Origin of the sequence: Streptomyces gilvus, from assembly GCF_022513565.1 — a bacterium.
Classification (GTDB): domain Bacteria; phylum Actinomycetota; class Actinomycetes; order Streptomycetales; family Streptomycetaceae; genus Streptomyces; species Streptomyces gilvus.
In genome coordinates this window covers 158,367-185,166 of record NZ_JAKWBE010000007.1, presented here as the reverse complement: position 1 = coordinate 185,166, position 26,800 = coordinate 158,367, and the positions used below count along the sequence as shown (strand labels likewise).

General features: G+C 71.6%; 26 protein-coding genes. 17 read left to right on the top strand and 9 right to left on the bottom strand.

The window, feature by feature from the left end; all coding sequences use genetic code 11:
- Positions 1-55 precede the first annotated feature (55 nt).
- On the bottom strand, positions 56-496 hold the full coding sequence (locus MKW14_RS13800) for a DUF6542 domain-containing protein (RefSeq protein ID WP_308314599.1): 441 nt from the start codon (positions 494-496) through the stop codon (positions 56-58).
- 361 nt (positions 497-857) lie between these two features.
- Between MKW14_RS13800 and ychF the strand changes: the two genes are divergently transcribed.
- Positions 858-1,946 carry a redox-regulated ATPase YchF gene (ychF, locus tag MKW14_RS13795; RefSeq protein ID WP_240862636.1) on the top strand — a complete coding sequence of 363 codons (1,089 nt, stop codon included), beginning with the start codon at positions 858-860 and terminating at the stop codon, positions 1,944-1,946.
- Positions 1,947-2,056: 110 nt separating this feature from the next.
- Here the strand turns inward: ychF and MKW14_RS13790 are convergent, their stop codons facing one another.
- The gene (locus MKW14_RS13790) at positions 2,057-2,638 is read right to left on the bottom strand and encodes a Uma2 family endonuclease (protein WP_240862634.1); all 582 of its coding nucleotides are present in this window, start codon (positions 2,636-2,638) and stop codon (positions 2,057-2,059) included.
- A 665-nt stretch (positions 2,639-3,303) separates the two neighbouring features.
- Positions 3,304-3,963 carry a helix-turn-helix domain-containing protein gene (locus MKW14_RS13785; protein WP_240862632.1) on the bottom strand — a complete coding sequence of 220 codons (660 nt, stop codon included), beginning with the start codon at positions 3,961-3,963 and terminating at the stop codon, positions 3,304-3,306.
- A gap of 68 nt (positions 3,964-4,031) precedes the next feature.
- On the opposite strand from MKW14_RS13785, the gene MKW14_RS13780 reads away from it, so the two are divergent.
- Positions 4,032-4,841 (top strand): IclR family transcriptional regulator, encoded by an 810-nt coding sequence (locus MKW14_RS13780; protein ID WP_240862630.1) that lies wholly within the window; start codon positions 4,032-4,034, stop codon positions 4,839-4,841.
- A 218-nt stretch (positions 4,842-5,059) separates the two neighbouring features.
- On the opposite strand, the gene dmpG is transcribed toward MKW14_RS13780, so the two are convergent.
- From dmpG to MKW14_RS13755, 5 genes are read right to left on the bottom strand one after another with little or no spacing between them, the layout of a single operon-like run.
- Complete coding sequence (gene dmpG / locus MKW14_RS13775; protein WP_240862629.1) at positions 5,060-6,082, bottom strand: 4-hydroxy-2-oxovalerate aldolase; 1,023 nt, start codon at positions 6,080-6,082, stop codon at positions 5,060-5,062.
- Entirely contained in the window at positions 6,079-7,023 is a 945-nt protein-coding gene (locus tag MKW14_RS13770; protein ID WP_240862627.1) for an acetaldehyde dehydrogenase (acetylating), read from the bottom strand. The genes dmpG and MKW14_RS13770 overlap by 4 nt, the downstream gene beginning before the upstream one ends.
- The gene (locus MKW14_RS13765; protein ID WP_240862625.1) at positions 7,020-7,865 is read right to left on the bottom strand and encodes a 2-keto-4-pentenoate hydratase; all 846 of its coding nucleotides are present in this window, start codon (positions 7,863-7,865) and stop codon (positions 7,020-7,022) included. The genes MKW14_RS13770 and MKW14_RS13765 overlap by 4 nt, the downstream gene beginning before the upstream one ends.
- Complete coding sequence (locus MKW14_RS13760) at positions 7,862-8,809, bottom strand: 3-carboxyethylcatechol 2,3-dioxygenase (protein ID WP_240862623.1); 948 nt, start codon at positions 8,807-8,809, stop codon at positions 7,862-7,864. Before MKW14_RS13760 ends, MKW14_RS13765 begins: the two co-directional genes overlap by 4 nt.
- A complete protein-coding gene (locus MKW14_RS13755; RefSeq protein WP_240862621.1) occupies positions 8,806-9,804 on the bottom strand; it encodes a zinc-binding dehydrogenase in 999 nt (332 codons plus the stop codon). The genes MKW14_RS13760 and MKW14_RS13755 overlap by 4 nt, the downstream gene beginning before the upstream one ends.
- Before the next feature lie 101 nt (positions 9,805-9,905).
- Here MKW14_RS13755 and MKW14_RS13750 point away from each other — a divergent pair, with 101 nt between their 5' ends.
- The 15 genes from MKW14_RS13750 to MKW14_RS13680 all read left to right on the top strand — a co-directional run bounded on the left by MKW14_RS13750 (position 9,906) and on the right by MKW14_RS13680 (position 25,408).
- A complete protein-coding gene (locus MKW14_RS13750) occupies positions 9,906-11,255 on the top strand; it encodes an aromatic ring-hydroxylating oxygenase subunit alpha (RefSeq protein ID WP_240862619.1) in 1,350 nt (449 codons plus the stop codon).
- Positions 11,252-11,593 carry a non-heme iron oxygenase ferredoxin subunit gene (locus MKW14_RS13745; RefSeq protein ID WP_240862617.1) on the top strand — a complete coding sequence of 114 codons (342 nt, stop codon included), beginning with the start codon at positions 11,252-11,254 and terminating at the stop codon, positions 11,591-11,593. The genes MKW14_RS13750 and MKW14_RS13745 overlap by 4 nt, the downstream gene beginning before the upstream one ends.
- Complete coding sequence (locus tag MKW14_RS41260) at positions 11,590-12,816, top strand: NAD(P)/FAD-dependent oxidoreductase (RefSeq protein WP_240862615.1); 1,227 nt, start codon at positions 11,590-11,592, stop codon at positions 12,814-12,816. The genes MKW14_RS13745 and MKW14_RS41260 overlap by 4 nt, the downstream gene beginning before the upstream one ends.
- Before the next feature lie 37 nt (positions 12,817-12,853).
- Positions 12,854-13,429 (top strand): 3-phenylpropionate/cinnamic acid dioxygenase subunit beta, encoded by a 576-nt coding sequence (locus MKW14_RS13735; RefSeq protein WP_240862613.1) that lies wholly within the window; start codon positions 12,854-12,856, stop codon positions 13,427-13,429.
- 91 nt (positions 13,430-13,520) lie between these two features.
- The gene (locus MKW14_RS13730) at positions 13,521-14,414 is read left to right on the top strand and encodes an alpha/beta fold hydrolase (protein ID WP_240862612.1); all 894 of its coding nucleotides are present in this window, start codon (positions 13,521-13,523) and stop codon (positions 14,412-14,414) included.
- Entirely contained in the window at positions 14,411-15,247 is an 837-nt protein-coding gene (locus tag MKW14_RS13725) for an SDR family NAD(P)-dependent oxidoreductase (protein ID WP_240862610.1), read from the top strand. The genes MKW14_RS13730 and MKW14_RS13725 overlap by 4 nt, the downstream gene beginning before the upstream one ends.
- Before the next feature lie 20 nt (positions 15,248-15,267).
- Positions 15,268-16,878, top strand: a complete 1,611-nt coding sequence (locus MKW14_RS13720) for an AMP-binding protein (protein WP_240862608.1) — start codon at positions 15,268-15,270, stop codon at positions 16,876-16,878.
- A 1-nt stretch (position 16,879) separates the two neighbouring features.
- Entirely contained in the window at positions 16,880-17,317 is a 438-nt protein-coding gene (locus MKW14_RS13715) for a hypothetical protein (protein ID WP_240862606.1), read from the top strand.
- Between the two features lie 161 nt (positions 17,318-17,478).
- Positions 17,479-18,546, top strand: a complete 1,068-nt coding sequence (locus MKW14_RS13710) for a lipase family protein (protein WP_240862862.1) — start codon at positions 17,479-17,481, stop codon at positions 18,544-18,546.
- A 249-nt stretch (positions 18,547-18,795) separates the two neighbouring features.
- On the top strand, positions 18,796-20,064 hold the full coding sequence (locus tag MKW14_RS13705) for a DUF4190 domain-containing protein (protein WP_240862605.1): 1,269 nt from the start codon (positions 18,796-18,798) through the stop codon (positions 20,062-20,064).
- 147 nt (positions 20,065-20,211) lie between these two features.
- Entirely contained in the window at positions 20,212-20,964 is a 753-nt protein-coding gene (locus MKW14_RS13700; RefSeq protein ID WP_240862603.1) for a GntR family transcriptional regulator, read from the top strand.
- A gap of 303 nt (positions 20,965-21,267) precedes the next feature.
- A complete protein-coding gene (locus tag MKW14_RS13695; protein ID WP_240862601.1) occupies positions 21,268-21,462 on the top strand; it encodes an SPOR domain-containing protein in 195 nt (64 codons plus the stop codon).
- Positions 21,463-21,481: 19 nt separating this feature from the next.
- A complete protein-coding gene (locus MKW14_RS13690) occupies positions 21,482-21,880 on the top strand; it encodes a (deoxy)nucleoside triphosphate pyrophosphohydrolase (protein ID WP_240862598.1) in 399 nt (132 codons plus the stop codon).
- A 204-nt stretch (positions 21,881-22,084) separates the two neighbouring features.
- Complete coding sequence (locus MKW14_RS13685; RefSeq protein WP_240862596.1) at positions 22,085-22,492, top strand: ATP-binding protein; 408 nt, start codon at positions 22,085-22,087, stop codon at positions 22,490-22,492.
- 258 nt (positions 22,493-22,750) lie between these two features.
- On the top strand, positions 22,751-25,408 hold the full coding sequence (locus MKW14_RS13680) for a SpoIIE family protein phosphatase (RefSeq protein WP_240862594.1): 2,658 nt from the start codon (positions 22,751-22,753) through the stop codon (positions 25,406-25,408).
- Positions 25,409-25,433: 25 nt separating this feature from the next.
- Here MKW14_RS13680 and MKW14_RS13675 read toward each other — a convergent pair whose 3' ends face one another.
- Entirely contained in the window at positions 25,434-26,738 is a 1,305-nt protein-coding gene (locus MKW14_RS13675; protein ID WP_240862592.1) for a hypothetical protein, read from the bottom strand.
- Positions 26,739-26,800: the final 62 nt, after the last annotated feature.

The following is a 26,800-nucleotide window of genomic DNA, read 5'->3' as shown; positions in this document are numbered from 1 at the left end:
GGCGCAACGACGGACGGCTGTCGGAACGACCGACGGTTGGCGCAACGCCGGACCGCTACCGGAACGGGTCGTTCCGATACCGCAGCGCCTGTCTGCGCCGTAGGGCGATCTTGCGCACGGTGACGACCACTCCCGCGACCAGCGTCCCCCCGTACAGCCACAAGGCCTGCGTGGCGAGCGCCGTCACCAGGCCCATCAGGCGGCCCAGCAGCCCGCCGCCGCCCTCGGTGACCGGCAGCAGACCCACCGCGAAGGCGATCGGTACGACGACGGGGGCGCTCACCAGGTCGTTCCTGCGCACCCACATCGCCGTCAGCAGGCACACCGGCAGGAACAGCACGCCGTAGAAGGCCGTCGGCGACCCGAAGATCAACGCGTCCAGGCAGCCCAGCACGAGCATCGCCGTCCCGCTGAACAGGCCGCCGCCCAGCCCGGTCAGCCGCGGGTTCGGCAGCCGCCGCACCGCCTTGTCCGGCGGCGGACCCGGCTGCCGCATCGCAGGACGGGCGGCCGGACGGTGCTGAGGGGGACGGGCGTCGGGACGTTGCTGCGCGGGACGGGCTCCGGGGCGTTGCTGGGCGGGACGGGCGCCGGCCCCGGCGGACCCGCCCTGCGCCGCCTGTGGGGGCAGCGGGGGCCTGCCGCGTCGCGTTCCGTCGTGCGGGGGTCGCGTCCTGTGTTGCTCCACACGACCAACCTAGGTCGGTTTATGTGCCGAATCGCGTCTCGGACACGCCGTAGGGCGGAGCTTGGCCATGCGTTCGATCGGTCGCCGGAGCGGGGCCGGGCACGCCGTAGACTGTGGGATCGGCCCAGCCCCCTCCAGTCCCCTCCTCTCACGTACGGGAAGTCGCAACGTGTCGCTCACGATCGGAATCGTCGGTCTGCCGAATGTCGGCAAGTCGACCCTGTTCAACGCCCTGACCAAGAACGACGTGCTCGCGGCCAACTACCCGTTCGCCACGATCGAGCCGAACGTGGGCGTGGTCGGCGTCCCCGACGCGCGGCTCACCAAACTGGCCGAAATCTTCTCCTCGCAGCGCGTCCTGCCGGCGACCGTCGACTTCGTCGACATCGCGGGCATCGTGCGCGGCGCGTCCGAGGGCGAGGGCCTGGGCAACAAGTTCCTCGCGAACATCCGTGAGTCCGACGCGATCTGCCAGGTCATCCGCGCCTTCAAGGACGAGAACGTCGTCCACGTCGACGGCAAGGTCTCACCGAAGGACGACATCGAGACGATCAACACCGAGCTGATCCTCGCCGACCTCCAGACCATCGAGAAGGTCCTGCCGCGCCTGCAGAAGGAGTCGCGGATCAAGAAGGACGTGGCCCCGAAGGTGGCGGCGGTCGAGGCGGCCAAGGACATCCTGGAGAAGGGCGACACCCTCTTCTCCCAGGGCGTCGTCCAGGGCAGCGAGCGTGCCGGACTCCTCCACGACCTCCACCTCCTGACGACCAAGCCCTTCCTCTACGTCTTCAACGTCGACGAGGACGAGCTGGTCGACGAGGACTTCAAGAACGAGCAGCGCGCCCTGGTCGCCCCCGCCGAGGCGATCTTCCTCAACGCCAAACTGGAGGCGGACCTCGCCGAGCTGGACGAGGCCGACGCCCTGGAGCTGCTGGAGTCCGTCGGGGCCGAGGAGCCGGGCCTCGCGACCCTCGCCCGCGTCGGCTTCGACACCCTCGGCCTGCAGACCTACCTCACGGCCGGCCCGAAGGAATCCCGCGCCTGGACCATCAAGAAGGGCGCCACCGCCCCCGAGGCCGCCGGCGTCATCCACACCGACTTCCAGAAGGGCTTCATCAAGGCGGAGGTCATCTCCTTCGACGACCTGGTGGAGACGGGCTCTGTGGCCGAGGCCCGCGCGAAGGGAAAGGCGCGGATGGAGGGCAAGGACTACGTGATGCAGGACGGGGACGTGGTGGAGTTCCGGTTCAATGTGTGATCTTGCGGCTACTCTGCGCTAGATGGTTAGTCAAGTGTGCAGGTCAGAAGGGGTAAGGCTCTGGCGAGCCCGACCCCTTCTGTGTTCCCGTGCTGACCTGGTGCTGATTCCTAGTTGCTCCGCCGCGGGGTGAGCTTGTCGAGATCCAGGCTGATCTCGAAAGGCACAGGCCGCTTCAGGGTGCCCCGGAAGATGCCGGCGGGCGCGTAGACGCCGGTCGGCTCGTCGAGTTCGTAGACGTGGACGACAGGGGCGCCGTCCTCATCCTCGATGCACCAGTAGTGCGGGATACCGGCCTCCGCGTACTTGCGGAGCTTGACCGTGCGGTCCCGGTGCGCGGACTCGGGTGAGACGACCTCGATGACGAGTCGCACCTCATCGGGCGTGAACCAGGTGCGGTCGCCGTCGTAGGCGGCCGTTGTCAAGAGCAGATCGGGCTCGGGCCGGTTTCGCTCGTCGAGCTTTATGGTCATCTCGCGGCCGACGTTGACATCGCCGGGCGCCTGCTCCATGAGGGCGACGGTGAGCATGGTGACGAGGTGGCCATGCCACCACCGCTGGGGCGACATCATGAAGACGAGGGCTCCGTCGATCAGCTCGGTGTGGCGGGGTGCCTCGGGGAGGCGGTCCAGGTCCTCCGCGAACCATCCTTCCGCGCGCGGCGGGCGCATCCAGTCGGGCAGTGCGGTCATGGCTCAACCGTAGCGACTCGACGAGACCCGGGCCACGAGATCGCCAACGGGGCGACCGCCCTTCCTGCCGTCCTGAAGGCCGAGATCAGCGGCCGGTGCTGATTCTGTGCTGACTTGAATCTCCAAGAAGCGCGTTTTCGCAGGTGGGAGCGTTGTGGTGGACGTTCCGGTTCAATGTGTAGGGCACGCGTTAGCATGGACCTGGCAAGCTAGGCAAAGATGCCGGTCAGGCGGGGCCGACCCGATTTCGGGTCGGCCCCGTAGGTGTACCTGCGGCTGGATGCTGGCTGGATGAACTGACGGCTCGCCACCTGTCGTCATTCGTCGTTCTCTGTACGGCCGCTGGATTCTGGCTGGGGTGGGCTGAACGAAGAGTCAGCAAGCCGGTATGTGCGGCGGGGCGGCGTCGTGCCCGTGGGGGGGGGCGAGGGTTTCGGGCCTCGCATCACAGGGGCCAGGGGCAGTGCCAGCGGCGCTGTCGCCGCCCGTGGTGGCCGTGTGCGGGGCGCGCCGGGCGTGCGGGTGGCGTGGTTGGCCGCAGGTGCGAATCCCGGCGGGAGCCGCAAAGCATGGGAAGCCGGATGGTCGCCGGTCACCGGTGGGTCGCTGCACCTGATCGGACGGCTCGCGCCCTGGGTGTTCTCGACGGTCCGGCGCCGCGCCGTTCACTGCTCGGGCGGGCCGCCCCGGGTCACGGTCGGCGGGATGCGGCGCACCTGCGGGAGGGTGGTGACCATGTGGGCCGTCGCGGCCTCGCTGAGGCACACCACCTGGTGCGGCACGTCGCCGGGGAACCTGACGAAGTCGCCCGCGGACAGGTCGACGGGTTCGTCGAGGGGCCCGGTGCGCACTTTGCCGGTGATGAGGTAGAGGTGGTGCAGCGTACCCGGCGCGTGCGGCTCCACCGTCTTGGGCGTGCTGTGGTCGCGCTCCATGCGCAGCACCAGTGTGCGTACATAGCCGGATCCGTAGGTCTCGTCGAGGAGGCGCTGCCGCCAGTGCTGGTCCTCGTCCCACTCGCCCTCGCCGCGGCGCTGGACGTAGACGGGCGTGCCCCATTCGTTGAGCAGCCGGCGGGCGGGCATGCCGAGGGCCGCGCCGAGTTGGGCGAGCGTCTCGACGGTGGGGTTTCCCGACCCCTGCTCGATCTTGGAGAGGGTCTGCTTGGACAGGCCGGAGCGGCGGGACAGCTCTCCGAGCGACATCGCCCGCTCCAGCCTGAACCGCTTCACGTTGCGTGCCACCAGCTCGTTCTCGTGTCCGAGGTCGTCACTTTTAATAGCCACTCCGTCATTGTTGACGAACGGGGTCGGTCTTCGCATCATCTGTCACATAGAAGTTGCCAATCGGCAACTTCAGTGGACGAGAGATCTCGAAGCCGGGGTGAGCAGCCATGAGCACGTCCGTTGCGAGCACGGTCCGCGACGACCGCGCGGCCGTGGACAAGGCCGTCAGCCTGCTGGCCGCCTTCGGTGACGGTGCGAGCAGCGGGGTCGGGGTCAGTGAGCTCGCCCGGCGCGCCGGGCTCAGCAAGTCGACCGCTCACCGCGTCCTCGGCCACCTGGAACGCAACGGCGTCGTCGAACGCGTGGGGACGGACTACCGGCTGGGCGAGCGGCTGCACCATCTGGGGCGGTCGGTGTACGCGCCGGGCTCCGAGGCCGTACGCGACGCGCTGCTGCCCTTCCTGACCGATCTCTACGAGACCACCCGGCAGACCGTGCACCTGGCCGTCCTGCACGGCACCGATGTCGTCTACCTCGGCAAGCTCTACGGACACCACGCGCCTCCTGTTCCCTCCCGGATCGGCGGGCGCCTGCCCGCCCACGCCACCGCGGTCGGCAAGGTGCTCCTGGCCTACCAGCCCGATGTGTTCGCCCGGCTGAAGGAGGAGCCGCTGCGCCGCTTCACGGACCGGACCCTCACGGATCACGCGGCGCTCACCGTCGAACTGGACCGCATCCGACGCGACGGCGTCGCCTACGACGACGAGGAGAGCCGGCCGGGCCTGAACTGCGTGGCCGCGCCGGTGTTCGCCGCGGGGGGCCGCGCGGTGGCGGCCCTGTCCGTCGCCGCCATGCGCCCCCGGGCCGACGCCCGCTCCTGGGGTCCCGACGTACGCCGCATCGCTGCGGAGGCCTCGCGGACATGGGCGCTGACCCGCGCACGCACCCGCGGGGACAGGGATGCGGTCCGCGCATGAACGCCGGAACACCTGTCCGGCCGGCCGACCGACCGGAACCGTCCTCAGGTCCGGACGCACCCTTACCGTCTGCCGGCCGAAGGTCTGCGCCGCCCGGGCCGGCGGCACCGGAGCGCTCGTCGCAGGCGGCCGGCAGACCCTGATCCGTGTGGACCGGCTTGTCGTAATGGTCCCGCGGGGTCCGGGCCCGGAGGAGCAGGGCCCGGCGACCGGCCCGGCTATGCGGCGGTTCCGGCGGACTTCAGCAGGTCCAGGGTGATGTCCACGATCATGTCCTCCTGGCCGCCGACGAGTCCGCGGCGCCCCACTTCGAGCAGGATGCTCCGCACGTCGACGCCGTACCGGCGGGCGGCGGCCTCGGCGTGCCGCAGGAAGCTGGAGTAGACGCCCGCGTAGCCGAGCGTGAGGGTCTCGCGGTCGACCCGCACCGGGCGGTCCTGGAGCGGCCGGACCAGGTCGTCGGCCGCGTCCTGCAGGGCGAACAGGTCGCAGCCGTGCTTCCAGCCCTGCAGGTCGGCGACCGCCACGAACGGCTCGATCGGGCAGTTGCCCGCTCCGGCCCCGTGCCCGGCCAGCGACGCGTCGACGCGGGTGACGCCCTCCTCCACGGCGGCGACGGAGTTCGCCACGGCCAGCGACAGGTTCTGGTGGGCGTGGATGCCGATCTCGGTGGCCGGGTCCAGGACATCGCGGTAGGCCCGGACGCGTTCGCGTACGCCGTCCATGGTGAGCCGGCCGCCGGAGTCGGTGACGTAGACGCAGTGTGCGCCGTACGACTCCATGAGGCGGGCCTGACGGGCCAGTTCGCCGGCGGGCGCCATGTGGCTGAGCATGAGGAACCCGGAGACGTCCATGCCCAGTTCGCGGGCGGTCGCGATGTGCTGGGCGGCGACGTCCGCCTCGGTGCAGTGGGTGGCGATCCGCACCGAGCGCACGCCGAGCGCGTAGGCGTGCTCGAGTTCGGCGATGGTGCCGATGCCGGGCAGCAGCAGCGTGGTGAGGGTGGCCCGCTGGATCACGGAGGCCGCGGCTTCGATCCACTCCCAGTCGGTGTGGCTGCCGGGGCCGTAGTTCACCGAGCCGCCGGCCAGGCCGTCGCCGTGCGCGACCTCGATGGCGGCCACGCCCGCCGCGTCGAGCGCGGCCACGATGCGGGACACGTCGGCGGGGGCGATGCGATGCCGTACGGCGTGCATACCGTCGCGCAGCGTGACGTCCTGGACGTACAGGTCGACGGTCATGCGGTGGCTCCCTGTCGGGCGTTGTGGGCGATGCGCTCGGCGGTGCGCAGGGCGGCCGAGGTCATGATGTCGAGGTTGCCCGCGTAGGCGGGCAGGTAGTGCGCGGCGCCCTCCACCTCCAGGAAGACGGTGACCTTCGTGGTCGGCTTCGGGGCGCCGGCGGGGAGCAGGGTGTGCACGGGCTCGTCGTCGGCGAGCGGCGTGAACTGGACGTCCTGCTTGAGCCGGTAGCCGGGCACGTACTGCGCCACCTCGGTCACCATGTCCGCGACCGAGGCGCGGACCGCGTCCTGGTCGGCGTCGCCGGTCAGGCAGAAGACGGTGTCCCGCATGATCAGCGGCGGTTCGGCCGGGTTGAGGACGATGATCGCCTTGCCGCGGGCGGCGCCGCCCACCGTCTCGATCGCGGCGGACGTGGTCTCGGTGAACTCGTCGATGTTGGCGCGGGTCCCGGGACCCGCCGACTTCGACGCGATGGACGCGACGATCTCGGCGTACGGCACCGGTGTGGTCCGTGCGATGGCGTGGACGATCGGGATGGTGGCCTGGCCGCCGCACGTGACCATGTTGACGTCGCGGGCGCCGAGGTGGGCGTCGAGGTTCACCGGTGGCACGACGAACGGGCCGATCGCGGCCGGTGTGAGGTCGATGAGCGTCTTGCCGTACGGTTCCAGCCGTTCGGCGTTGGCGCGGTGGGCCTTGGCCGAGGTGGCGTCGAAGACGAGCTCGATGTCGTCGAAGCCGTCCATCGCGATCAGGCCGTCCACGCCGTCGTGGGTGGTCGGCACTCCGAGCCGGCGGGCGCGGGCGAGCCCGTCGGACTCCGGGTCGATGCCGGCCATCGCGGCCATCTCCAGGGTCTCCGACAGACGGAGCAGCTTGATCATCAGGTCGGTTCCGATGTTCCCGGAGCCGATGACGGCGACCTTCGTCCTGTTCATGCCGGGTCCTTGTCGGTGGCGGTGGCTGTCGTGTGGTCGGTGATGGTGGTGCGGTCGGTGAAGGTGGTGCGGACCGTGCCGAGGGATGAGATGTCCGCGCGGACGGTGTCGCCGGGGCGGACGGCGGCCATCGGGCCGAGAGCGCCGGAGAGGACCACCTGTCCGGCGCGCAGCGGGTCGCCGTGTGCGCGGGCGGTGCGTGCCAGCCACAGCAGGGCGTTGAGCGGATCGTCCAGGCAGGCGGCTCCGTCGCCCTCGGAGACGAGGATGTCGTTCACGTACATCCGCATCGTGGTGTCGCGCGGCTCGAACTCCGTGAGCGCCAGCCGGGTCCGCCCCAGGACGTACAGGCCGCTGGAGGCGTTGTCGGCGATCGTGTCGGTGAGGGTGATGTCCCAGCCGGCGATCCGGCTGTCCACGATCTCCAGGGCGGGCAGGGCGTGGTCGACAGCCGCGCGTACCGCCGCCGGATCCGGGTCGGGGACGTCGAGGTCGGCGCCGAGGACGAAGGCGATCTCCGCCTCGACCTTGGGCTGGAGCAGCCGCGAGGTCGGTACGGTCGCGAGGCCGGACACGTCCATGTCGGCGAAGAGGACGCCGAAGTCCGGCTGGTCGACGCCGAGTTGCTGCTGCACGGCCGGGGAGGTGAGGCCGATCTTGCGGCCGGTGACGGCGGCACCGGCGGCCACCCTGCGCGCCCCGAGCCGGCTCTGCACGGCGTAGGCCAGGGCGATGTCGGCGGTGCCGAGCACGTCACGGACGGGGGCGCACGGCCGGCCCGTGGCCGCGGCGGCCAGCAGTCGGTCCGCCGCCGCGGCGACGAGATCTTCGTGGTCGGTCATGTGGTGTGCTCCTCAACGGCGGTGGCCACGGCGAATCCGGCGATCCACTCGGGAATCGGCGCGTAGAAGCGGGAGGTCATGCGATACGGACCGGTCGCGGCCAAGGAGGCGAAGGCGGCGATCCAGGTGCGTACCTCGTGAGCGGAGCCGCCGCCCTGGGTGCCCATCCACTCCACGGTCCAGTCGTCCACGTCGGTGAGACGACCGTCCTCGAAGGTGTCCAGGACGAGGTTGTCCCACTCCGGGTTGATGGGGATCATCGTGGTCGATCCGGCTGCGTAGTCGCGTCCGGCCTGGACAACGCGCTGTTCGCCGCGTGCCCGCTGCTCCGCTGTGGGCGGGTGCCCTTCGATGAGGGCGCCGGCGACCCGAGGCGGCGCGCCGTCGAGAACCGGGACCGGCGGGTCGTGGGAGAGGCCCCCGGAACCGAGGAAGAGCACACGCCGGTCGAGTGCCGAGGCGGCATCGCCGAGTGCCGTGCCCAGCGCCCGGATACGGCTGACCGGGCCGAGGGGCGTGGCCACGCCGTTGACGAAGACGGGCACGACAGGAACGTGGTCGATGCCCCCGAAGAGAACTTCCAGCGGCTGGACGAAGCCGTGGTCGACGGTCATGCGGGCCGACACGGTCAGGTCGATGCCACGGTCGAGGGCGCCCCGGGCAAGGGCGTTCGCGGCATCGGTGTCCACGGAGAGCGGCCCGGCCGCGGAGTCGAAGTCGCCGATCGCGTGCGCGGCCGTGGCCAGGCAGAAGGGCGGCATCTCCTTGTAGAAGAACCCGTTGTAGTGGTCCGGCGCGTACAGCACGACCAGTTCGGGGTCGAAGGCCCGTACGAAGGAGCGGGCCGCGTCCACGGCCTTCTCCACGGATGCCACGACATCGGGCGCGGGATCGTTCTTCCCGATGAGCGGAGAGTGGGACAGGCCCACGGCTGCGGCGGTCATGGCAATGCTCCTGCCTGATCTGCGTCGGACGGGTGGATGACGAGCTTTCCGGTCAGGCGTCCGTCGATCATGAGCTGGAATCCCTTGTGGATCTCGCTGAGCGGCAGCGTGCGGTCGATCACCGGGCGTACCCCCGTGGCGTCCATCAGCTTCAGCAGCGACACCAGTTCGCCGCGCGTGCAGCCGGTCGAGCCGAGGACGCGCTGCTGCAGATAGAAGACGCGGCCCAGGTCGGCGGGCGGGTTCATACCGCTGGTGGCGCCCGCGGTGACCAGAGTGCCGCCCGGGCGCAGCGACTTGAGCGAATGCGACCAGGTGGCCTCGCCCACCGTCTCGATCACGATGTCCACGCGCTCCGGCAGCCGCTCGCCGCTCGCCAGTGCCGCGCGCACGCCCCACGACCGGGCCTGGGCGCGCTTGTCCTCGCTGCGGCTGGTGGCGTAGACGACGGCGCCCGCGGCCACGGCCAGCTTGATCGCGGCCGAGGCGACACCGCCGCCGGCGCCCTGCACCAGGACGCGGTCCCCGGCCCTGACCCGGGCCTGTGTGAACAGCATGCGGTAGGCCGTGCCCCAGGCGACGGGCAGGCAGGCCGCCTCGTCGAAGGAGAGCCAGGCCGGCTTGGGGATCAGGTTGCGGGTCGGAACGGAGAGGTACTCGGCGAAGGCGCCGTCGTGCTGCTCGGAGAGCAGGGCCCGATCCGGATCGAGGGTCTCGTCGCCGAGCCCGGCGTCCGGGTCCGCGATGACGGGGTGGACGAGGACCTCGTCGCCGTCCTCGTCGTACCCCGCGGCGTCACAGCCGAGCACGACGGGCAGCCGCTCGGGCGGGTGGCCGACGCCGCGCAGCGTCCACAGATCGTGCATGTTCAGCGAGGAGGAGACGACCCGGACTCTCGACCAGCCGGGCCGGGGCTCGGGCGGGGGAACGTCGCCCAGCACGAGCCCGGCCAGCGGGTCGCTCGCGCTCTGGGAGACGGCGGTGGCAGCAAGCATGACCGTACGCTCTCCCGCCGCCGACGGCCCTGGACAGCGCGTGTGCCGCACGGCGGAACGGCCGATGGCCGACGGCCGGTGCCCTGCTGTTGCCTGGGCGCATGACCTCGACGAACGAACCCCGGGGCGCGGCCACCACGGCCCCGCGAGGGGACCTGCGGCGCCCGGAAGAGCTGGTGCACAACCTCGACGTCTCCGGGCTCGTGGACACCGAGGGCGGGCTCGTGGACCGGGTGATCTTCACCGACCAGGAGCTGTACCGGCAGGAACTGCGCCGCGTCTTCGCGCCGAGCTGGCTGTTCCTCGCGCACACCGACCAGTTCCACAAGCCGGGCGACTTCTTCACCACGTACATGGGCGAGGACCCGGTCATCGTCACCCTCGACCGCGACCGCCGCATCCGCGCGTACCTGAACTCCTGCCGCCACCGCGGTGCCCGCGTCTGCCGCGCCGACTTCGGCACCACCCGCAACTTCACCTGCACCTACCACGGCTGGTCCTACAACCTGGACGGCTCCCTCGTCAGCGTGCCCAACCAGGACGGCTACCCCGAGACCTTCACCACGGGTGACTGGGGCCTGGTGGAAGTGCCGCACGTGGAGAGCTACCACGGTCTGGTCTTCGGCACCTGGAACCCCGAACCACTGCCGTTGCGCGAGTCGCTGGGCGACATGGCCTGGTACATGGACGCGATGCTCGACCACGACGACGAAGGCACCGTGGTGGTCGGCGGAGTCCACAAGTGGGTGCTCGAAGGCAACTGGAAGCTGGCGGCCGAGCAGTTCGCCACCGACTGGTACCACGTCAACATGAGCCACGCCTCGGCCATCATGGTGCTCTCGCCCAGCGGCAGGAAGCCCAAGGAAGAGATCGTGCACCGCACGGGCCGGCAGTACAGCGACGCCCACGGGAACGGCGCCGGCTTCCCGGTGCACCCCAAGAACCGCTTCGACGCCGAGACCGTGCACCGGTGGACGGACTACGACGCGCTGCGCGCCCGCCTCGGCGAGGCCTGCGTCGAGGGCCCGCTGACCAACGGTCACGCCACCGTCTTCCCGAACTTCTCCTACCTGCCGGTCAACGGCTCGATCCGCGTCTGGCACCCCAAGGGGCCGGACCGGATGGAGGTCTGGGCCTGGACCGTCGTCGACAAGTCGATGCCCGAAGAGGTACGGGAGGCGCAGCGCCTGTACAACCTGCGCACCTTCGGACCCAGCGGCATCTTCGAGCAGGACGACGGCGAGAACTGGAGCGAGGTGCAGGCCATCTCGCACGGCTTCATCACGGGCGGGGTCGCCCTCAACTACCAGATGGGCATGGGCTCCGAACGTGCGGACGGCCGCCACCCCGGCAAAACCAGTGAGCTGTACAGCGACGCCGCCGGCCGGGCCTTCTACGGCCGCTGGCGCGAGCTGATGAACACCCCCGCATGGCACGAGGAGCGAGCATGAGCGCCGGAGACGGCATCCGGGTGGCGTCCCTGGACGACATCCCGCAGGGCGAGGGCATCGCCGTCGACAAGTCCGTCACCGGCACCGACGACGACATCGCCCTGCTGCGCGACACCGACGACACCGTGTACGCGCTGAACGACACCTGCACCCACGAGACCGCGTCCCTGGCCGAGGGCTGGGTGGAGGACGGCTACGTCGAGTGCCCGCTGCACTCCAGCAGGTTCTGTCTCAAGAGCGGCGAGGTCCAGGGCCTCCCCGCGACCCGCGACACCTGCCCGCACCGGGTCGAGGTCCGCGACGGCGAGGTCTACCTCTTCCCGGGTGAGACACCGTGAGCGAGCGCGTGGTCATCGTGGGCGGGGGCGTCGCCGGGGTCAGCACGGCCGGCGCCCTGCGGGCGGGCGGCTTCGACGGTGACCTCACCCTCGTGGACGCCGGCGAGTTCCCCTACGACCGGCCGCCCCTGTCCAAGGACTTCCTGGCCGGTACGCAAGACATCAAGCAGATCGCCCTCAAGCCCCAGCAGTGGTACGACGACCAGCGCGTACGGCTGATGAACCGCACGACCGTCTCCGCGCTGCGCCCCGCCGACGGCGCGGTCGAGCTGGTGGACGGCGCCCTGCTGCCCGCCGACCGCGTGGTCCTGGCCACCGGAGGCGGCGCGGCCCGCCCGCCGATCCCCGGCGCGCACAGCGACCGCGTCCATGTGCTGCGCACGGCGAAGGACGCCGACCGGCTGCGCGAGGCACTCGGTTCGGGAGCGCGCGTCCTGGTGGTCGGCGCGGGACTGATCGGGGCGGAGGCCGCCTCCACGGCGGTGCGCCTGGGCTGTGAGGTCGTCCTGGCCGACCCCGTGGCCGTACCCCTCGCGGCCGCGATCGGGGCCGAACTGGCCGACTGGCTGCACGGGTTGCACCACAGGGCGGGGATCACGACCCTGCACACCGGCGTGGACGGCTTCACGGACCGCCCCGGCGGCATCGAGGCACGGTTCACCGATGCCGGCGAGCCTGCCGCCGAGCCGCAGGTCTTCGACGCGGTGCTGCTGGGCGTCGGCATGGTGCCGCGCACCGAGATCGCCCAGAGCGCGGGCCTTCGGGTCGAGGGCGGCATCGTGGTCGACGAGCGTCAGCTCACCTCCCACCCGGCCGTGCTCGCCGTCGGCGACCCCGCCCGCACCCGGCGCGACGGCGTGCTGCTGCCGCGCACCGAGCACTGGGAGGCCGCCCAGCACGACGGCGCCCGCGCCGCGGCCACCCTCCTGGGGACCACGCCGCCGCCAGCGACGGCTCCATGGTTCTGGACCGACCGCCACGACCGGCACGTCGAAGCCGTCGGGCACATGGCGTCCGCCGAGCTGACCGTGGTCCGCGGCTCGTACGACGACCCGGCCTTCGCCGTCTTCGGCCTGCGCGACGGACACGTCGTCGCCGCCGCCTCCGTCGACGACCCGATGGCCGTGCGGGCCGCGCGCCGCATGATCGACCGCCAAGTAGCCGTCAGGGCAGGCCCGTTGGCCGACCCGTCGGTGAACCTGCGGTCACTGCTGCGCGGCTGACATGCCGCACCCCACGGAGAAGGGACCGAATGACACCGTGAGCACCGCCACCGCACCGCACCCGCCGGGCGCCGGGCAACGCGCCGACCGGGACACGCACTTCGAGGTCGAGCAGTTCTACTACGAGGAAGCCGCCCTCCTGGACGCCGGCCGCTTCGCCGACTGGCTCGAACTCCTCGCCGACGACCTCGACTACTGGATGCCGACGCGCACCAACCGCCTGCGCCGGCAGCAGGCCCTGTCCGTCGCCGCACGCGGCGAGGCCGCCTTCTACGACGAGACCAAGGACAGCCTCGCCTGGCGCATCCGGCGCTTCGACTCCGGCATGGCCTGGGCCGAGGACCCGCCCTCACGCACCCGCCACCTCGTCACCAACGTGATGGTGCGCCACGCCGACCCCGCCGAACACGACGGTTTCACCGCCGCCGACCTCTACGTGACCTCGGCCTTCCTCGTGTATCGCAACCGCCTGGAACGCGAGGAGAACGTCTTCGCCGGCGGCCGCACCGACCTCCTGCGCCGCACGCCCGACGGCCGCCTCCAGGTCGCCCGCCGCACCATCCTGCTCGACCAGAACATCCTCCAGGCGAAGAACATCTCCACCTTCTTCTGAGTCCCGCTGAGTCCCGCTGAGTACCTCTGAGCCCTTCTGAGTTCCTCTGAGTCCCTTTGAGCACACGCCGCATTCCGTGAGGGGAAACCCTGTGACCGACCTCGCCCCCGCCCCCGCCTCCGACCCCGACCCCGACCTCCACCTCGAACAGCACCGCGTGCCCACCACCCTGGGCGAGATCGCCGTCGCCGAAACCGGCGAAGGACCCGTCCTGGTGATGCTGCACGGCGGCGGGCCCGGCGCCTCCGGTGTCAGCAACTACCACCAGAATCTCGCCGCCCTGGCCCGGCACTTCCGCGTGATCCTGCCCGACCAGCCCGGTTTCGGCGGCAGTTACCGCCCCACCGAGGACGACCTGGAGAAGCGGTCGATCACCGAGATCACCGTCGACGCCCTGTACCAGGCCCTCGACGCCCTCGGCATCGACACCTTCCACCTGCTGGGCAACAGCCTCGGCGGCGCTGCCGCCATCGCGATGGCGCAGCAGCGACCGGAGCGCGTCACCGGTCTCGTCCTGATGGCGCCCGGCGGGGGCTGGGTGCCGTTCGGCCCCGCTCCCACCGAGGGACAGAAGGCGATGTTCCGCTACTACAACGGCAGCGGGCCCAGCGAGAAGAAGATGGCCGACTTCATCCGCACCATGGTCTTCGACCACCGTCAGTTCGGCCGCGACGTCGTCCGCGCCCGTTACGAGGCGTCCCTCGACGAGAGCCACATCGCCTTCTACCACCTCTACAACGCGGCCTTCGCCCGGCGCGGCGGCATGGACCCGCTCTGGCGGGACCTGGAGAAGATCAAGGCGCCGACCCTGCTGCTGTGGGGCCGGGACGACCGCACCATCACCCTGGACGGCGCGCAGTTGATGCTCAAGCAGATCCGCGATGTGCGGCTGCACGTCTTCGGCCGCTGCGGCCACTGGGTGCAGCTGGAGCGGCAGCACGAATTCGAGGCCCTGGTCACCGGCTTCCTGCGGGAGCGGTCATGAGCGGCGGCTGGTTGGAGGGCCACACCGCACTGATCACCGGCGGCGGCTCCGGCATCGGCCGGGCGGTCGCCGAGCGGTATCTCGCCGAGGGCGCCTCGGTCACCGTCCTGGGCCGGGACAAGGACCAACTGGACGACGTCGTAGCCGCCGTCGGCGACCCCGCGCGCTTCCACGCCGTCACCGCCGACGTACGGGACGTGGACGCCCTGCACGCGGCGGTCGCCGCGACCGTCGAACGCTTCGGCGGACTCGACACACTCGTCGCCAACGCCGGGGTGTGGGACTACCAGCGCCAGCTCACCCGGCTCACCGGTGCCCAGCTGGACAGCGCCTTCGACGAGCTGTTCTCCATCAACGTCAAGGGCTACCTGCTGGCCGCCGAGGCGGCCTGGCGCGAGCTGGTGAAGACCCGCGGCAGCATCATCATGACGCTGTCCAACGCGTCCTTCCACGTGAACGGCGGCGGCCCGCTCTACACCGCCAGCAAGCACGCCTGCCTCGGTCTGATGCGCGAACTCGCCTACGAACTCGCCCCGAAGGTCCGGGTCAACGGCGTCGCCTGCGGCGGCATGAACACCGACCTGCGCGGCCCCGAGTCCCTCGCCCTCTCCGAACGGTCCATCGGCGCCTCCTTCGCGAAGAAGGGCCCCGACACCCCGCCCCCGCCGCTTCCCCTGCACGACTCCAGCACCGAACCCCGGGACTTCACCGGGCCCTACGTCCTGCTCGCCGCGCGCGACCAGAGCGGCCCGATCACCGGCCACGCAATCCATGCCGACGGCGGCATCGGCGTCCGCGGATTCGCGCACGCCGCCGGCGGCGATCACCTCTGACGCTCGACGAGGAGCCGACAGTGACCACGCCCACGGCGACCCCGCCGCACCCGCGCAACTCCGGCCTGGGGGTCGATCTCAACCCGGCCGCCGCCGTCGCGCGCAACGCCGCGCACCAAGGCGCCGCCACCGCCGTCCGCTATGCCGGCGGAGACCTGACGTACGCCCAGCTCGACGAGAAGTCCGCCCGCCTGGCGACCGTACTGACCAGCTTCGGCGTCCGCGACGGTGACCGGGTCGCCTACCTCGGCCTCAACAGCAGCTCGTTCCTGGTGACCATGCTCGCCGCCTTCCGGACCGGCGCGATCTTCGTGCCGGTCAACTTCCGACTCGCGGAGCGGGAGTTGAGGGCCGTACTCGAAGGCAGCGGGGCCACGGTCCTCGTCTGCGAGGAGGAGCACCGTGCCCGGGTCGACGCGATCCGCGAGGGCACCCGGCTCCGGCACTTGCTGCTGGTGGACGACGACACCCAGGCCCCGGCCTCGGCCTCGGCGGAGACGGGCGGCTGGCGGACGTGGTCGCCCCTGATCTCGGCCGTCGCCACCCCCGGCCCGGACATCGCCGCGAAGACGGCCGACGACCCGGCCGTGCTCATGTTCACCTCGGGGACCACCGGTCTGCCCAAGGGCGTCGTCCTCACCCACGGCAACATCTGGTGGAACGCGGTCAACGTCGAACTGCGCCTCGACACCCGGCGGGACGACGTCACGTACGCGGCGGCACCGCTCTTCCACATCGGCGCGCTGAACAGTTTCACCCTGCGCACGCTGGTGCGCGGCGGCACCGTCCTCGTACGCCGGGGATTCGACCCGCGGCAGTGCCGCGACGACATGGTCACCCACAAGGTCAACTCCATGTTCGGAGTGGCCCAGATGTTCGCCGCGCTCGCGCGCGTCCCCGGCCTCTTCGACGAGGACCTGAGCCACCTGCGCTCCGTGGTGGTGGCGGGCGCCCCGGTGCCGCCCTCGCTCATCGAGCTGTACGCCCAGCACGGCGTCCTTCTCCAGCAGGCGTGGGGCCTCACGGAGACGTCCCCCTTCGCCACGCACCTGCCGGCCGAGCGCACGCTGGACAAGGTGGGATCCGCGGGCATCCCCATGCCCTTCACCGAGGTCCGGGTCGTCCACCCGGTCACAGGCGAACCCGTCGGGCCCGAGGTGCCCGGCGAGATCGTCGTACGGGGACCGAACGTCACCGCCGGCTACTGGAACAACCCGGAGGCCAACAACGCGGCGTTCGACGCCGAGGGGTGGTTCCACAGCGGCGACGCCGGTCGGCTCGACGAGGACGGCTTCCTCTACATCGTCGACCGGCTCAAGGACATGGTGATCACCGGCGGTGAGAACGTCTACCCCGCCGAGGTGGAGCGCGTCCTGGCCGCCATGCCAGGCGTCCTGGACGTCGGCGTCGTCGGCGTGCCCGACGAACAGTGGGGCGAGACGGTGGCCGCCGTCATCAGCGTGGACGGCTCCGGTCCGCGGACCCTGGAGGACATCCACGGCTACGCGGCCGGACGGCTGGCCCGCTACAAGCTGCCGCGACGCCTGAAGATCGTCGAAGCCGTGCCGAGGAACGCCTCGGGGAAGCTCGACAAGACGGCGATCCGACGACTGGCCGAGAGAGAGGGCTGACGTGCTCACCGTCCCCGCACTGCCGGATCTGGCGCTCCCCGGCGCCGGCGGGCGCTTCAGCGCGGCTGTGCGCCTGGAGGTCGGCGGCGAGGCGACGACCGTACACGTGGAACGCTGCGCCGCAGGCCGCCTGCGGGACACGTACCCCGTGGCGGCCCACGACGTCGAGGTCCGCCCCGACCCACACCTGCACGGCCCTGAACTCTCCGCGGTACTGGGGCAGTTGGCGGCTGCCATCCGCGTGGCGGACGGCCGGTGCCGGCGGGTGGTGTACGCCGTCGACGCCCCGGACCCGGCGCGGGTGGCGGCGGCCGAGGAGGCCGGCTTCCGGTACGTCGTCGACGTGGACGTGGCGGGCCGCGAACACAGTCTCCTGGTCGCGGAGCCCGGCTGGGTCACAGCGACCGACATGGCCCTGGAGCGCGTACCGGGAAGCTGACGGGCGGCGCGGCCCGGGCAGCCGTGGCCGAGCCGAGAGCACAGGCCGGGTGCCGGCCTGCGCGGTGTGCGGTGTTCGGTGTCAGTACGGCAGACCCTCGCAGGCCGCCCGGAGGGAGGTCCGCAGGGTTGCGACCGCTGCCGGGCACGGCCACCCGGCTGATGTACAAGTCCACCGACTCCGCCGGGAAGCCCGCGGCCGTGACCGGCGCCTACCTGGAGCCGACCGCCAGGTGGAGCGGTCCGGGACCGCGTCCCCTGGTCGCTCTCGCCCCCGGCACGATGGGCCAGGGCGACGCGTGTGCCGCGTCCAAGGCCCTGGAGAACCCCCTGTCGATCGGCAGGGGGTCGGTGTCCGTGGGCTACGAGAACCTGGCGGCCTACCGGCTCCTCGCCAAGGGCGTCGCCGTCGTCGTCACCGACTACATAGGGCTCGGAACGACCGACCGGGTGCACACCTACATCAACCGCGTCGACGAAGGGCACGCGGTCCTCGACGCGGTGCGTGCGGCGCGTGCCCTTCCCGGCACGTCGATCACCGGCGCCTCGGCCGTCGGGCTCTTCGGCTACAGCCAGGGCGGACAGGGGACGGCCGCGGCCGCCGAACTCCAGCCGTCCTACGCCCCCGACGTGAAGCTCGCCGGCGCCTACGCCGGAGCGCCGCTCGCCGACCTCAGCGGGCCCCTGACCGAAGCCGACGGTACCTCCTTCACCGCGGCCATCGCATGGTCGACGAACGGCTTCGTGCAGGCGTATCCGCAGCTGAAGCCGATCGTCGACAAGTACCTCAACGCCAAGGGCGAGAAGGCGCTGAAGGACGCGTCCACCATGTGCACCGGCGACGGGATCTTCGCCTTCAACGGGCAGAAGAGCAGTTCATGGACGAAGACCGGCCAGTCGATGGCCGAGATCGTGGAGGCGGAGCCCGAGCTTCGGAAGGTCTTCGCGGAGCAGCGCATCGGCAACCTCACCCCCGACACCCCCGTCCGGGTGGCGAACGGCGTCAATGACAACCTCGTCCCGTTCCAGCAGGCCCGCCGGCTTGCCGCGGACTGGTGCGCGAGGGGCGCCTCGGTCTCCTTCGTGCCGGTCGAGGTGCCGGCGCTGCCGGTGAAGCTGCTCAACCACTTCCTGCCGATGCTCAGCGACCAGGGGACCGCGATCAACTGGGTCACCGACCGCCTGGCGGGGAAGGCCGCGACCGCCAACTGCCAGGACGTCACGGACTGACCCGAACGAGCAGGTGCCCGGGGCGCCTCTCGTCGCCGCCCGAACCCGCGAGCACGGAACCCCGGGACCCGTGCTCGCGGGCCCAACGCGTATATGCCCGGTGCCCGGTGCGACCGCCGTTCCACCCCCGCTCACCTCACGCTTACCATGCGCCCAGGCAGGTACGCCGCCGCGAGTACGTCGGCGCGTACGCCTCGCCCACCCCCACGCGCACCCCCGGCGCCGCCCCGAAACAGGAGCACGGTACCCGTGTCCATACCCCCGCCCCCTGTGCCCCCGCAGCCGCAGGAACCCCAAGGGCCCTACCCACAGGGCCAGTTCCCGCAGCCGCCGTACGCACAGGCACCGTACGCACAGGCACCGTACGGGGAGCCGCCGTACCCGCCGGGGCCGTACGGTGCCCAGGGGCCATACGCCCAGCCGTACCCGTACCAGCCCTGGGGGCAGGGATACAGCCCGTACAACCGGCCCGCGCCGGTCAACGGGCTCGCCGTCGCCTCTCTCGTGCTCGGCATCCTGTGCTGCGTTCCGGCCGCCGGGCTGCTGCTGGGGCTGATCGCGCTGGGGCAGATCCGGCGGACGGGGGAGCGGGGCAGGGGGATGGCCGTGGCGGGCTCCGTGCTGTCCTCGCTCGGGGTCGCCCTGTGGGTGCTGACACTGGCCACGGGGAACGTGTCCGACTTCTGGGGCGGCTTCAAGGACGCCGCGAAGGACAACGGCAGCGCCTACACCCTGGCCAAGGGCGAGTGCTTCGACGCGCCCGGCGGCTCCCTGGAGGGCTTCACCTACGACGTCGACAAGGTGCCGTGCGCAGGGAGGCACGACGGCGAGGTCTTCGCCGCGTTCACGATGGGCAGGGACACCTCCTACCCCGGGGACGCCGACGTCACCGCGGTCGCCGACACCCGGTGCTCCGCGCTGCGCTACGCCTACGCCATGGACGCCTGGGCCGTTCCCGTCGACGTGGACGTGTACTTCCTGACGCCGACGCGGCAGAGCTGGCGGCTCGGCGACCGCGAGGTCACCTGCGTGTTCGGCAACACCGACAAGACCGCCGGTCTCACCGGCTCGTTGCGCAACGACGGCCGGTCGCTGAACGCCCATCAGCTCGCCTACCTGCGGGCCGTCAACCTCGGCAACGTGGCCCTCGACGGTCAGCCCGCCGTCAGCCCCGGGGAGGACCTGCGGGTCAACACGGCCTGGGCGGGGCGGGTGTCGGACGCGTTCACCAAGGAGGCCGCCCTGCTGCGGCAGCACGCGTGGCCGGCGGACGCGAAGAGCCCCGTCTCCGCCGTCGTCAAGGAGGCGGACTCCCTCGGCAAGCAGTGGGCACAGGTCGCCGCGGCCACCGATTCGGACGACTTCTACGCCGCCTACGGCCGGATCACGGTGGAGGAGTCCCCGCGCCGGTCCGTCACCGCGCGCAAGGCTCTGGGCCTCGCCACGACCCCGCTCGTGACGGACGATGCGGGCGACCAGGAGGCCGGCGGAGGTGGAGATTCCGATGTCGAGGTGTGAGCGCGGCCATAGCGGGGAGAAAGTGCCTGCGTAAAGGCTTCACCGGGCGCATGTCACCACATCGAGTGATTCTCTGGCCTTTGCTTGCATGGCGGAACCCACGGTTGCCACGCTGTTGCTGTCTGTACAACCTGATGGGAGCGGCCAGTGACTTTCGGTGAGCAGCCGGCGTATCTGCGTGTCGCGGGTGATCTCCGCCAGAAGATCGTCAACGGATCGCTGCCACCGCACACCCGCCTCCCCTCCCAGGCCAGAATCCGCCAGGAGTACGGCGTCTCGGACACCGTGGCCCTGGAGGCGCGCAAGGTGCTGATGGCCGAGGGTCTGGTGGAGGGCCGCTCGGGCTCGGGGACGTACGTGCGCGAGCGCCCCGTCCCCCGTAGCGTCGCCCGCTCCGGCTTCCGGCCGGCCGGCGGGGCCACCCCCTTCCGTCAGGAGCAGGCGGACGCCGACGCGCGCGGCACCTGGGAGTCCAACAGCGAGCAGACCGAGGCGAGCGGCGCCGTCGCCGAGCGCCTGTGCATCAGGCCCGGCGACCGCGTGATGTGCACGCGGTACGTCTTCCGGGAGGCCGGCGAGGCGATGATGCTCTCCACCTCCTGGGAGCCCCTCGCGGTCACCGGCCGTACGCCCGTGATGCTCCCCGAGGAGGGGCCGCTGGGCGGCATGGGCGTCGTCGAGCGCATGGCGGCGATCGACGTGATCGTGGACAACGTCACCGAGGAGGTCGGCGCCCGCCCCGGCCTCGCGGAGGAACTGCTCGCCCTGGGCGGCGTCCCGGGCCATGTCGTCATCGTCGTGCAGCGCACCTTCTACGCCTCGGGCCGCCCCGTGGAGACCGCCGACGTCGTCATCCCGGCCGACCGCTACCGGGTCGCGTACCACCTCCCGGTGAAATAGCGCACACCTTTACGGCGGTTACCCCCGGCAACCATTCCCGTGGCTCCGACGACCGCCCCCCGGAACCCGTTCCTCCGCCGCTGAAATCCGGACGTTCTCGCAGGTCGCCGCAGGTGCCTCTGGCATGTCGCCAAACGGATGCGCGCACGCCCGGAGGCGGCGCGTTCCTTTTCGCGCGCCCCCCTCGATCTGGCCGGTTGCGTACCTCTTTGTGAAAAGCCGTATTCGCTGCGTGAAGGTAAGGCGTAGGCTCGGGCATATGCGGATTGCGGTTTCCTTAGAGGGCGGGGGCGGTGGGGCGCGATGAACGACGGCACGATCACTCTTCCCTGGCTCGTCATACGGCAGGACGACAACGGCAATCGCTACCGCGTGGGCCGGTACGCGACCCGGGCGGAGGCCCAGAAGATCGCCGACAGCCTCGACGACCGCGGCCACAGGCAGCTCTACTGGGTCGAACGCATCGGCCAGAACGGCCAGGGCGGCACGGTCAACTGACTCCCGTAGGCTCTCGCCCATGAGCGAACGGATCGTGGTGGTGGGAGCCGCCCTCCTCGACGACGGCCGCCTCCTCGCCGCCCGCCGCAGCGCCCCGCCCGACCTCGCTGGCCGCTGGGAACTGCCGGGCGGCAAGGTGGAGGCGGGGGAGACCCCCGAGGCGGCCCTGGTGCGCGAACTGCGCGAGGAACTGGGCGTGGACGCGGAGGCCGTGCGGCGCGTACCGGGGGAGTGGCCGCTGAGGCCGCCGTACGTCCTGAAGGTCTGGACGGCCCGCCTCCTGCCGGGCTCCTCCGCCCCCAAGCCGCTCCAGGACCATGACGAACTGCGCTGGCTGTCCCCGGACGAGACCTGGGACGTGGACTGGCTGGACCAGGACGTGGAAGCGGTCCGCAAGGTGATCGAGCCGAATCCCTGATCGAGCCGAAGAATCCCTGACCGGGCCGAATCCCTGATCGTGCCGAATCCTTGATCGTGCCGGATGCCTGTGCGTCCTCGATCCCCGGTACGCCGTTCGTGCCACAGTGCGCCCCCGTGGACGGTACTGCCCCCTGGATATCGGGTATGTGCCCATTAACCCCACGAAACCGGACATGCGTGGGACGAGTTCCTGGCCCGGGAAGTGATCGGCGTGATCGACACCGAAGGCGACTGCGCCGAGTGGACCTTTCCCGCGGAACCGGACGCCGTCAGAACCGCCCGCGCGGCGGTGAGGGGCCAACTCCACACCTGGCGCCTGGACGTCCTCGGTGATCTCACCGCCCTGCTGGTCAGCGAGCTGGTGACCAACTCCCTCAGACACGCCACCGGCCCCATCGGCGTCCGTCTCGTCCGCTCGCCCCGCCTCCCCGCCGTGCTGCTGGTCGAGGTCTCCGACCCGCTGCCCGACCCGCCCCGCGAACGGGTCGCCCACCCCGAGGACGAGGGCGGCCGCGGACTGCAGCTGGTGGCCCACTCCTCCCGCCGCTGGGGTACCCGGCCCGGTGCGGCGGGAAAGACGGTGTGGTTCGAGCTCGCCGTGCCGAACTGAGGCGCCGGAAGGCGTGTACGGCGGCCCCCGCTCTGTAGAGCCGCGGGCCCGCGCCGGCGGATGCCACGGACGGGTGTGATTCGACGGCGTGTCCGCTGGTTAGAAGACTGGGAGTGTTCTCACAGCCGGGACCGAAAACCGCCGGGACCGTGCTGTGATCGTGAACACCGTGTTGTGGGGCGCCGTAGTGCTGGATACTGCGGGCAGCCGCCCCCGGTGACCGGTGCCGGACGCGGTGAGCTGGAGGGGACGGTTCGCGTGAGCGAGATACCAGCGAAGGCCACGGAGTCCGAGGACCCGTCGGACGGCGCGAGGGCGGAGGCCGCGGCAGCCGCCGCGGCGGACGGCGCGGGCCGGGCGACGGGTGGCACGGGCCTGTCCTCCTTCGACGGGACACCGCCCGGTGACGCGATGTGGCAGAGCAGCCCGCCCGGCTCGATCTACGACTACATCAAGGTCGCGTCCTTCTCGATCGGCCCCGACGGCCTGGTGGACCAGTGGAGCCTGCGTGCCGAGCAGGTCTTCGGCATCGCCGCCGAGCGGGCCGTCGGCATGGATCCCATCGAGGCCTTCATCGACCCCGACCTGCGCGAGCAGGGGCAGCGGAAGATGGCCGAGATCCTCGACGGGCGGGAGTGGACCGGCGTGGTGCCGTTCCGGGTGCCCGCGACCGCCGAGGACGACGCGGGCGGGCAGGGGCTCGCCGAGGTGTACGTCATGCCGACGCAGACCGAGGACGCCCGCAGGGGTGCCGTCTGCATCGTCGTCGACGTGCGCACTCTGCGCAGCATCGAGACCGACCTTGCCGCATCGCAGTCGATTTTCGGTCAATCTCCGTTCGGATTCCTCCTGATCGACACCGATCTGCGGGTGCGGCGTGCCAACCAGCGGTTCGCCATGCTGTTCGGCGGCACCCCGGACGACCACCGCGGCAAGGGCGTCCACGACTATCTGCCCCGGCCCGAGGCCGAGCGGGTCTCGGCGACCCTGCGCCGGGTCCTCGAAACCGGCGACTCCATCACGGACATGCACGTCACGGGCTTCCTGCCGGGCTCGGACGAGCGCCGCCACTGGTCCATCAACCTCTACCGCGTGCACAGCGGATCGGGCCGCCCCATCGGCATCGCCTGGCTCGGAACCGACATCACCGCCCGCCGCGCCGCCGCCCGGGAAGCGGCCGCCGCACGGCGCAATCTCGCCCTGCTGAACGAGGCGGGCGCCCGCATCGGCAACTCCCTCGACCTGGAGACCACGGCCCGCGAACTCCTCGACGTGGTCGTCCCCGGCTTCTGCGACCTCGCCACGGTCGACCTCTACCAGGGCCTGCTGGCCGGCGACGAGACCCCGCCCGGGCTCGCCGACGGCAGCGCGCAGCTGCGCCGGGTCGCCTTCGCCAGCGCGGTCTCCGACGCCCCGTTCGTCGGCGGCGGCGCCCCGGTCGCCGTGGGCGCCGTCCACCACTACCCGTTCAACTCGCCCTGCGCGGACGCCCTGCGCACCGCCCGCACCCAGTTCGTGCCCGCCGAGGACGGCGGGGTCGTCCAGTCCACGCTGGCCGTGCCGATGGTCGCCCACGACACGGTGGTGGGGCTCGCGCAGTTCGCCCGTACGAAGGGCAGCGAGCCGTTCGGGGACCGGGACCGCGACCTCGCGGTGGAGCTCGCGGCACGGGCCGCCGTCTGCATCGACAACGCCCGTCTCTACCGGCGCGAGCACGAACGGGCGTTGATACTGCAACGCTCGCTGCTCCCGCCCGGCGACCCGGTCGCCTCCGGACTGGACATCGCCTGCCGCTACCTGCCCGGCAACTCCTCCGCCGACCGGCCCAGCGAGGTCGGCGGCGACTGGTTCGACGTGATCGAACTGCCGGGGCACCGCACGGCGTTGGTGGTGGGCGACGTCATGGGCCGCGGTCTGCGGGCGGCCGTGGCCATGGGCGAACTGCGCTCCGCCGTACGGACGCTGGCCCTGCTGGACCTCGAACCGGCCGAGGTGCTCTCCGCGTTGGACGAGATCGCCCGCGGGCTCGGCGCACCCGGCGGCGTCCAGCAGGCCACCCGCGCCGCGCGCCGGCCCCGGGAGGCCGACCTGTCCGAGGTGTACCTCGCGACCTGCGTGTACGCCGTCTACGACTCCGTCACCCGCCGCTGCACCTTCGCCAACGCGGGCCATCTGCCGCCGGTCCTGCTCGAACCGGGCGAGGACGCGCTGATGCTGGACGTGCCGCCGGGCATGCCGCTGGGCGTCGGCGGGGAGCCCTTCGAGGAGGTGGAGGTCGAACTGCCCGAAGGCGCCCTGTTGGCGCTCTACACGGATGGACTGGTCGAGAGCCGCGATCATCCCCTGGACGAGGGTCTGCAGGCCTTCGTGGGCGCGCTGACGGATCCCAGCAGGCCGCTGGAGGACGTCTGCGACCACGTCCTGAACACCCTCGACACCCACCACGGCGAGGACGACATCGCGCTGCTGATGGCCCGGGTGCAGGGGCTGCCCGCCGACTCGGTCGGCGACTGGACACTGCCGCGGGAGCCGCGCAGCGTGGGCCGGGCTCGGGAGTACGCCCGCGGACAGCTGCTGTCGTGGGACCTGGAATCGCTGGTCGACACCACCGAACTGCTGGTCAGCGAGCTGGTGACGAACGCCCTGCGCTACGGCGAGGGCGAGATCAGACTCCGGCTGCTGCTGGACCGCACGCTGGTGTGCGAGGTCTGGGACTCCGGCCTTGTCCAGCCGCGCCGCCGACGCGCCCGGGACACGGACGAGGGCGGCCGCGGACTGCAACTGGTGGGACTGCTCAGCGCCGCCTGGGGCTCCCGGCGGACACCGCGCGGCAAGACGGTGTGGTTCGAACTCCCCCTCCCGGACGGGGAGACGGGCCTGACGGACCCCGCGGAGGCGTTGCTGAGCCTGTTCTAGGTGTTCTAGGGGTTCCAGGGGGTTCCTAGGGGCTCCGCATCGACTGGTCGGCCCGGACGGCGGCCGACCAGGGATCGGTGAGCAGCAGCCGGCGTGCCTCCGCGAGACGGGTGCGCGCGGTGCTGCCCACGGATTCCCGGCGCACCGTGATGTGGGTGTCGGCGGTGGCGACGGCGTTCCGGGCGACCAGGAGGGCCGCCGCCGACAGCACTCCGTCCCGGCCCGCCCCGAGCGGCGCGGTCGCCCCCACCACGCGACGCAGGGCGTCCAGCGGGTCGTACGGCCTCGCCGCCACCTCTTCCCGTACGGCGGCCAGCACGCGGTCGGCGTCGGCGCGCTCGCTCACTGCCGCGAGTTCCGCCTCCGCGCCGGTCAGGGTGGCCGGGAGGAGGCTCTCGGCCGCCGGCAGGTCGGAGGCCAGCCGGTCGACGGCGCTGAGCAGGGCGTCGGCCCGCGCGGTGGAGGTCTCGGCGGCTCGCAGATGCCGTACCGCGCTCTCCTCGTCGTCCAGGTCGGTCGACTGGCGGACCTGGTTGAGATGGGTCGTGGCGATCACCAGGAGGTCCTTGGCCTGTTCGACGTAGCCGGTGACCGGGCCGGTCGCGGTGGGTCCGTAGCGCTCGGCGAGACGGGTCAGGACCGCCTCGGTGGCTCCGGTGCGGGCGGTCAGGTCACGGAAGCGGGTCTCGGCGAACTCCAGCGCCTCTCCCGGATCACCGCGATCGAACCCCTCCAGCCGCCGTCGGGCCTCCTGGCACCGGCCGACGCTCCCGGTGAGCGCGTGCCGACGGGAGGTCTCGTCCTCGGGTACGCCGTCCTCGTACTGCTGCCGTATCCGGAAGGCGGCCGCCAGTTCCGCCTCGGCGCCCCGCAGGGCCTGCGCGTGGGGCTCCGCGGCCTCCGGACCGACCCGGGCCCGGAGGAAATCGACCTCCTCGCGACGGGTGCGTACGGCGTCGTCGGCCTCGACCAGCAACTGCCGCGCCCGTTCGTCGAGTTCGGCGAGGGACGAGGTGTCGGGCGCCGTGGGCACGGCGGCGGCCGCCGGTGTCGTCCGGGTCCGTGCCCGGCGGGTCCGCCGTACGTACCCGTACCCGCCCAGCAACACGGCCGCGCCCACCGCGACCAGCGGCAGCACCAGGTCGGCGCTCGACGTCTCGTCCGTGCTCGCCGACGCGCCCACGGGGGCCGCGTGCCTCTCGGGCGCCGTCGCCCCCGGCAACACCAGCCACACCACCCCGACCAGCGCGCCGAGCAGGGTGTACGTCACCCGCGCGCATATGTGGGAGGTGGCCCGCCGCGGCCGGCCCCGTATCAACGATGGCGTCACATTTCGGAGCGTATGGGCGGCCATGCGGAGGCGCGAGCGGGGTGCGGCCAGGGGGCGGAAGC

Bases quoted from the DNA above. Each gene is read 5' to 3' on its own strand.
- MKW14_RS13800 (WP_308314599.1), bottom strand. From the start codon at position 496: ATGCGGCAGCCGGGTCCGCCGCCGGACAAGGCGGTGCGGCGGCTGCCG.
- MKW14_RS13790 (WP_240862634.1), bottom strand. From the start codon at position 2,638: ATGACCGCACTGCCCGACTGGATGCGCCCGCCGCGCGCGGAAGGATGG.
- MKW14_RS13785 (WP_240862632.1), bottom strand. From the start codon at position 3,963: ATGATGCGAAGACCGACCCCGTTCGTCAACAATGACGGAGTGGCTATT.
- MKW14_RS13780 (WP_240862630.1), top strand. From the start codon at position 4,032: ATGAGCACGTCCGTTGCGAGCACGGTCCGCGACGACCGCGCGGCCGTG.
- dmpG (WP_240862629.1), bottom strand. From the start codon at position 6,082: ATGACCGTCGACCTGTACGTCCAGGACGTCACGCTGCGCGACGGTATG.
- MKW14_RS13770 (WP_240862627.1), bottom strand. From the start codon at position 7,023: ATGAACAGGACGAAGGTCGCCGTCATCGGCTCCGGGAACATCGGAACC.
- MKW14_RS13765 (WP_240862625.1), bottom strand. From the start codon at position 7,865: ATGACCGACCACGAAGATCTCGTCGCCGCGGCGGCGGACCGACTGCTG.
- MKW14_RS13760 (WP_240862623.1), bottom strand. From the start codon at position 8,809: ATGACCGCCGCAGCCGTGGGCCTGTCCCACTCTCCGCTCATCGGGAAG.
- MKW14_RS13755 (WP_240862621.1), bottom strand. From the start codon at position 9,804: ATGCTTGCTGCCACCGCCGTCTCCCAGAGCGCGAGCGACCCGCTGGCC.
- MKW14_RS13750 (WP_240862619.1), top strand. From the start codon at position 9,906: ATGACCTCGACGAACGAACCCCGGGGCGCGGCCACCACGGCCCCGCGA.
- MKW14_RS13745 (WP_240862617.1), top strand. From the start codon at position 11,252: ATGAGCGCCGGAGACGGCATCCGGGTGGCGTCCCTGGACGACATCCCG.
- MKW14_RS13725 (WP_240862610.1), top strand. From the start codon at position 14,411: ATGAGCGGCGGCTGGTTGGAGGGCCACACCGCACTGATCACCGGCGGC.
- MKW14_RS13710 (WP_240862862.1), top strand. From the start codon at position 17,479: ATGTACAAGTCCACCGACTCCGCCGGGAAGCCCGCGGCCGTGACCGGC.
- MKW14_RS13695 (WP_240862601.1), top strand. From the start codon at position 21,268: ATGAACGACGGCACGATCACTCTTCCCTGGCTCGTCATACGGCAGGAC.
- MKW14_RS13690 (WP_240862598.1), top strand. From the start codon at position 21,482: ATGAGCGAACGGATCGTGGTGGTGGGAGCCGCCCTCCTCGACGACGGC.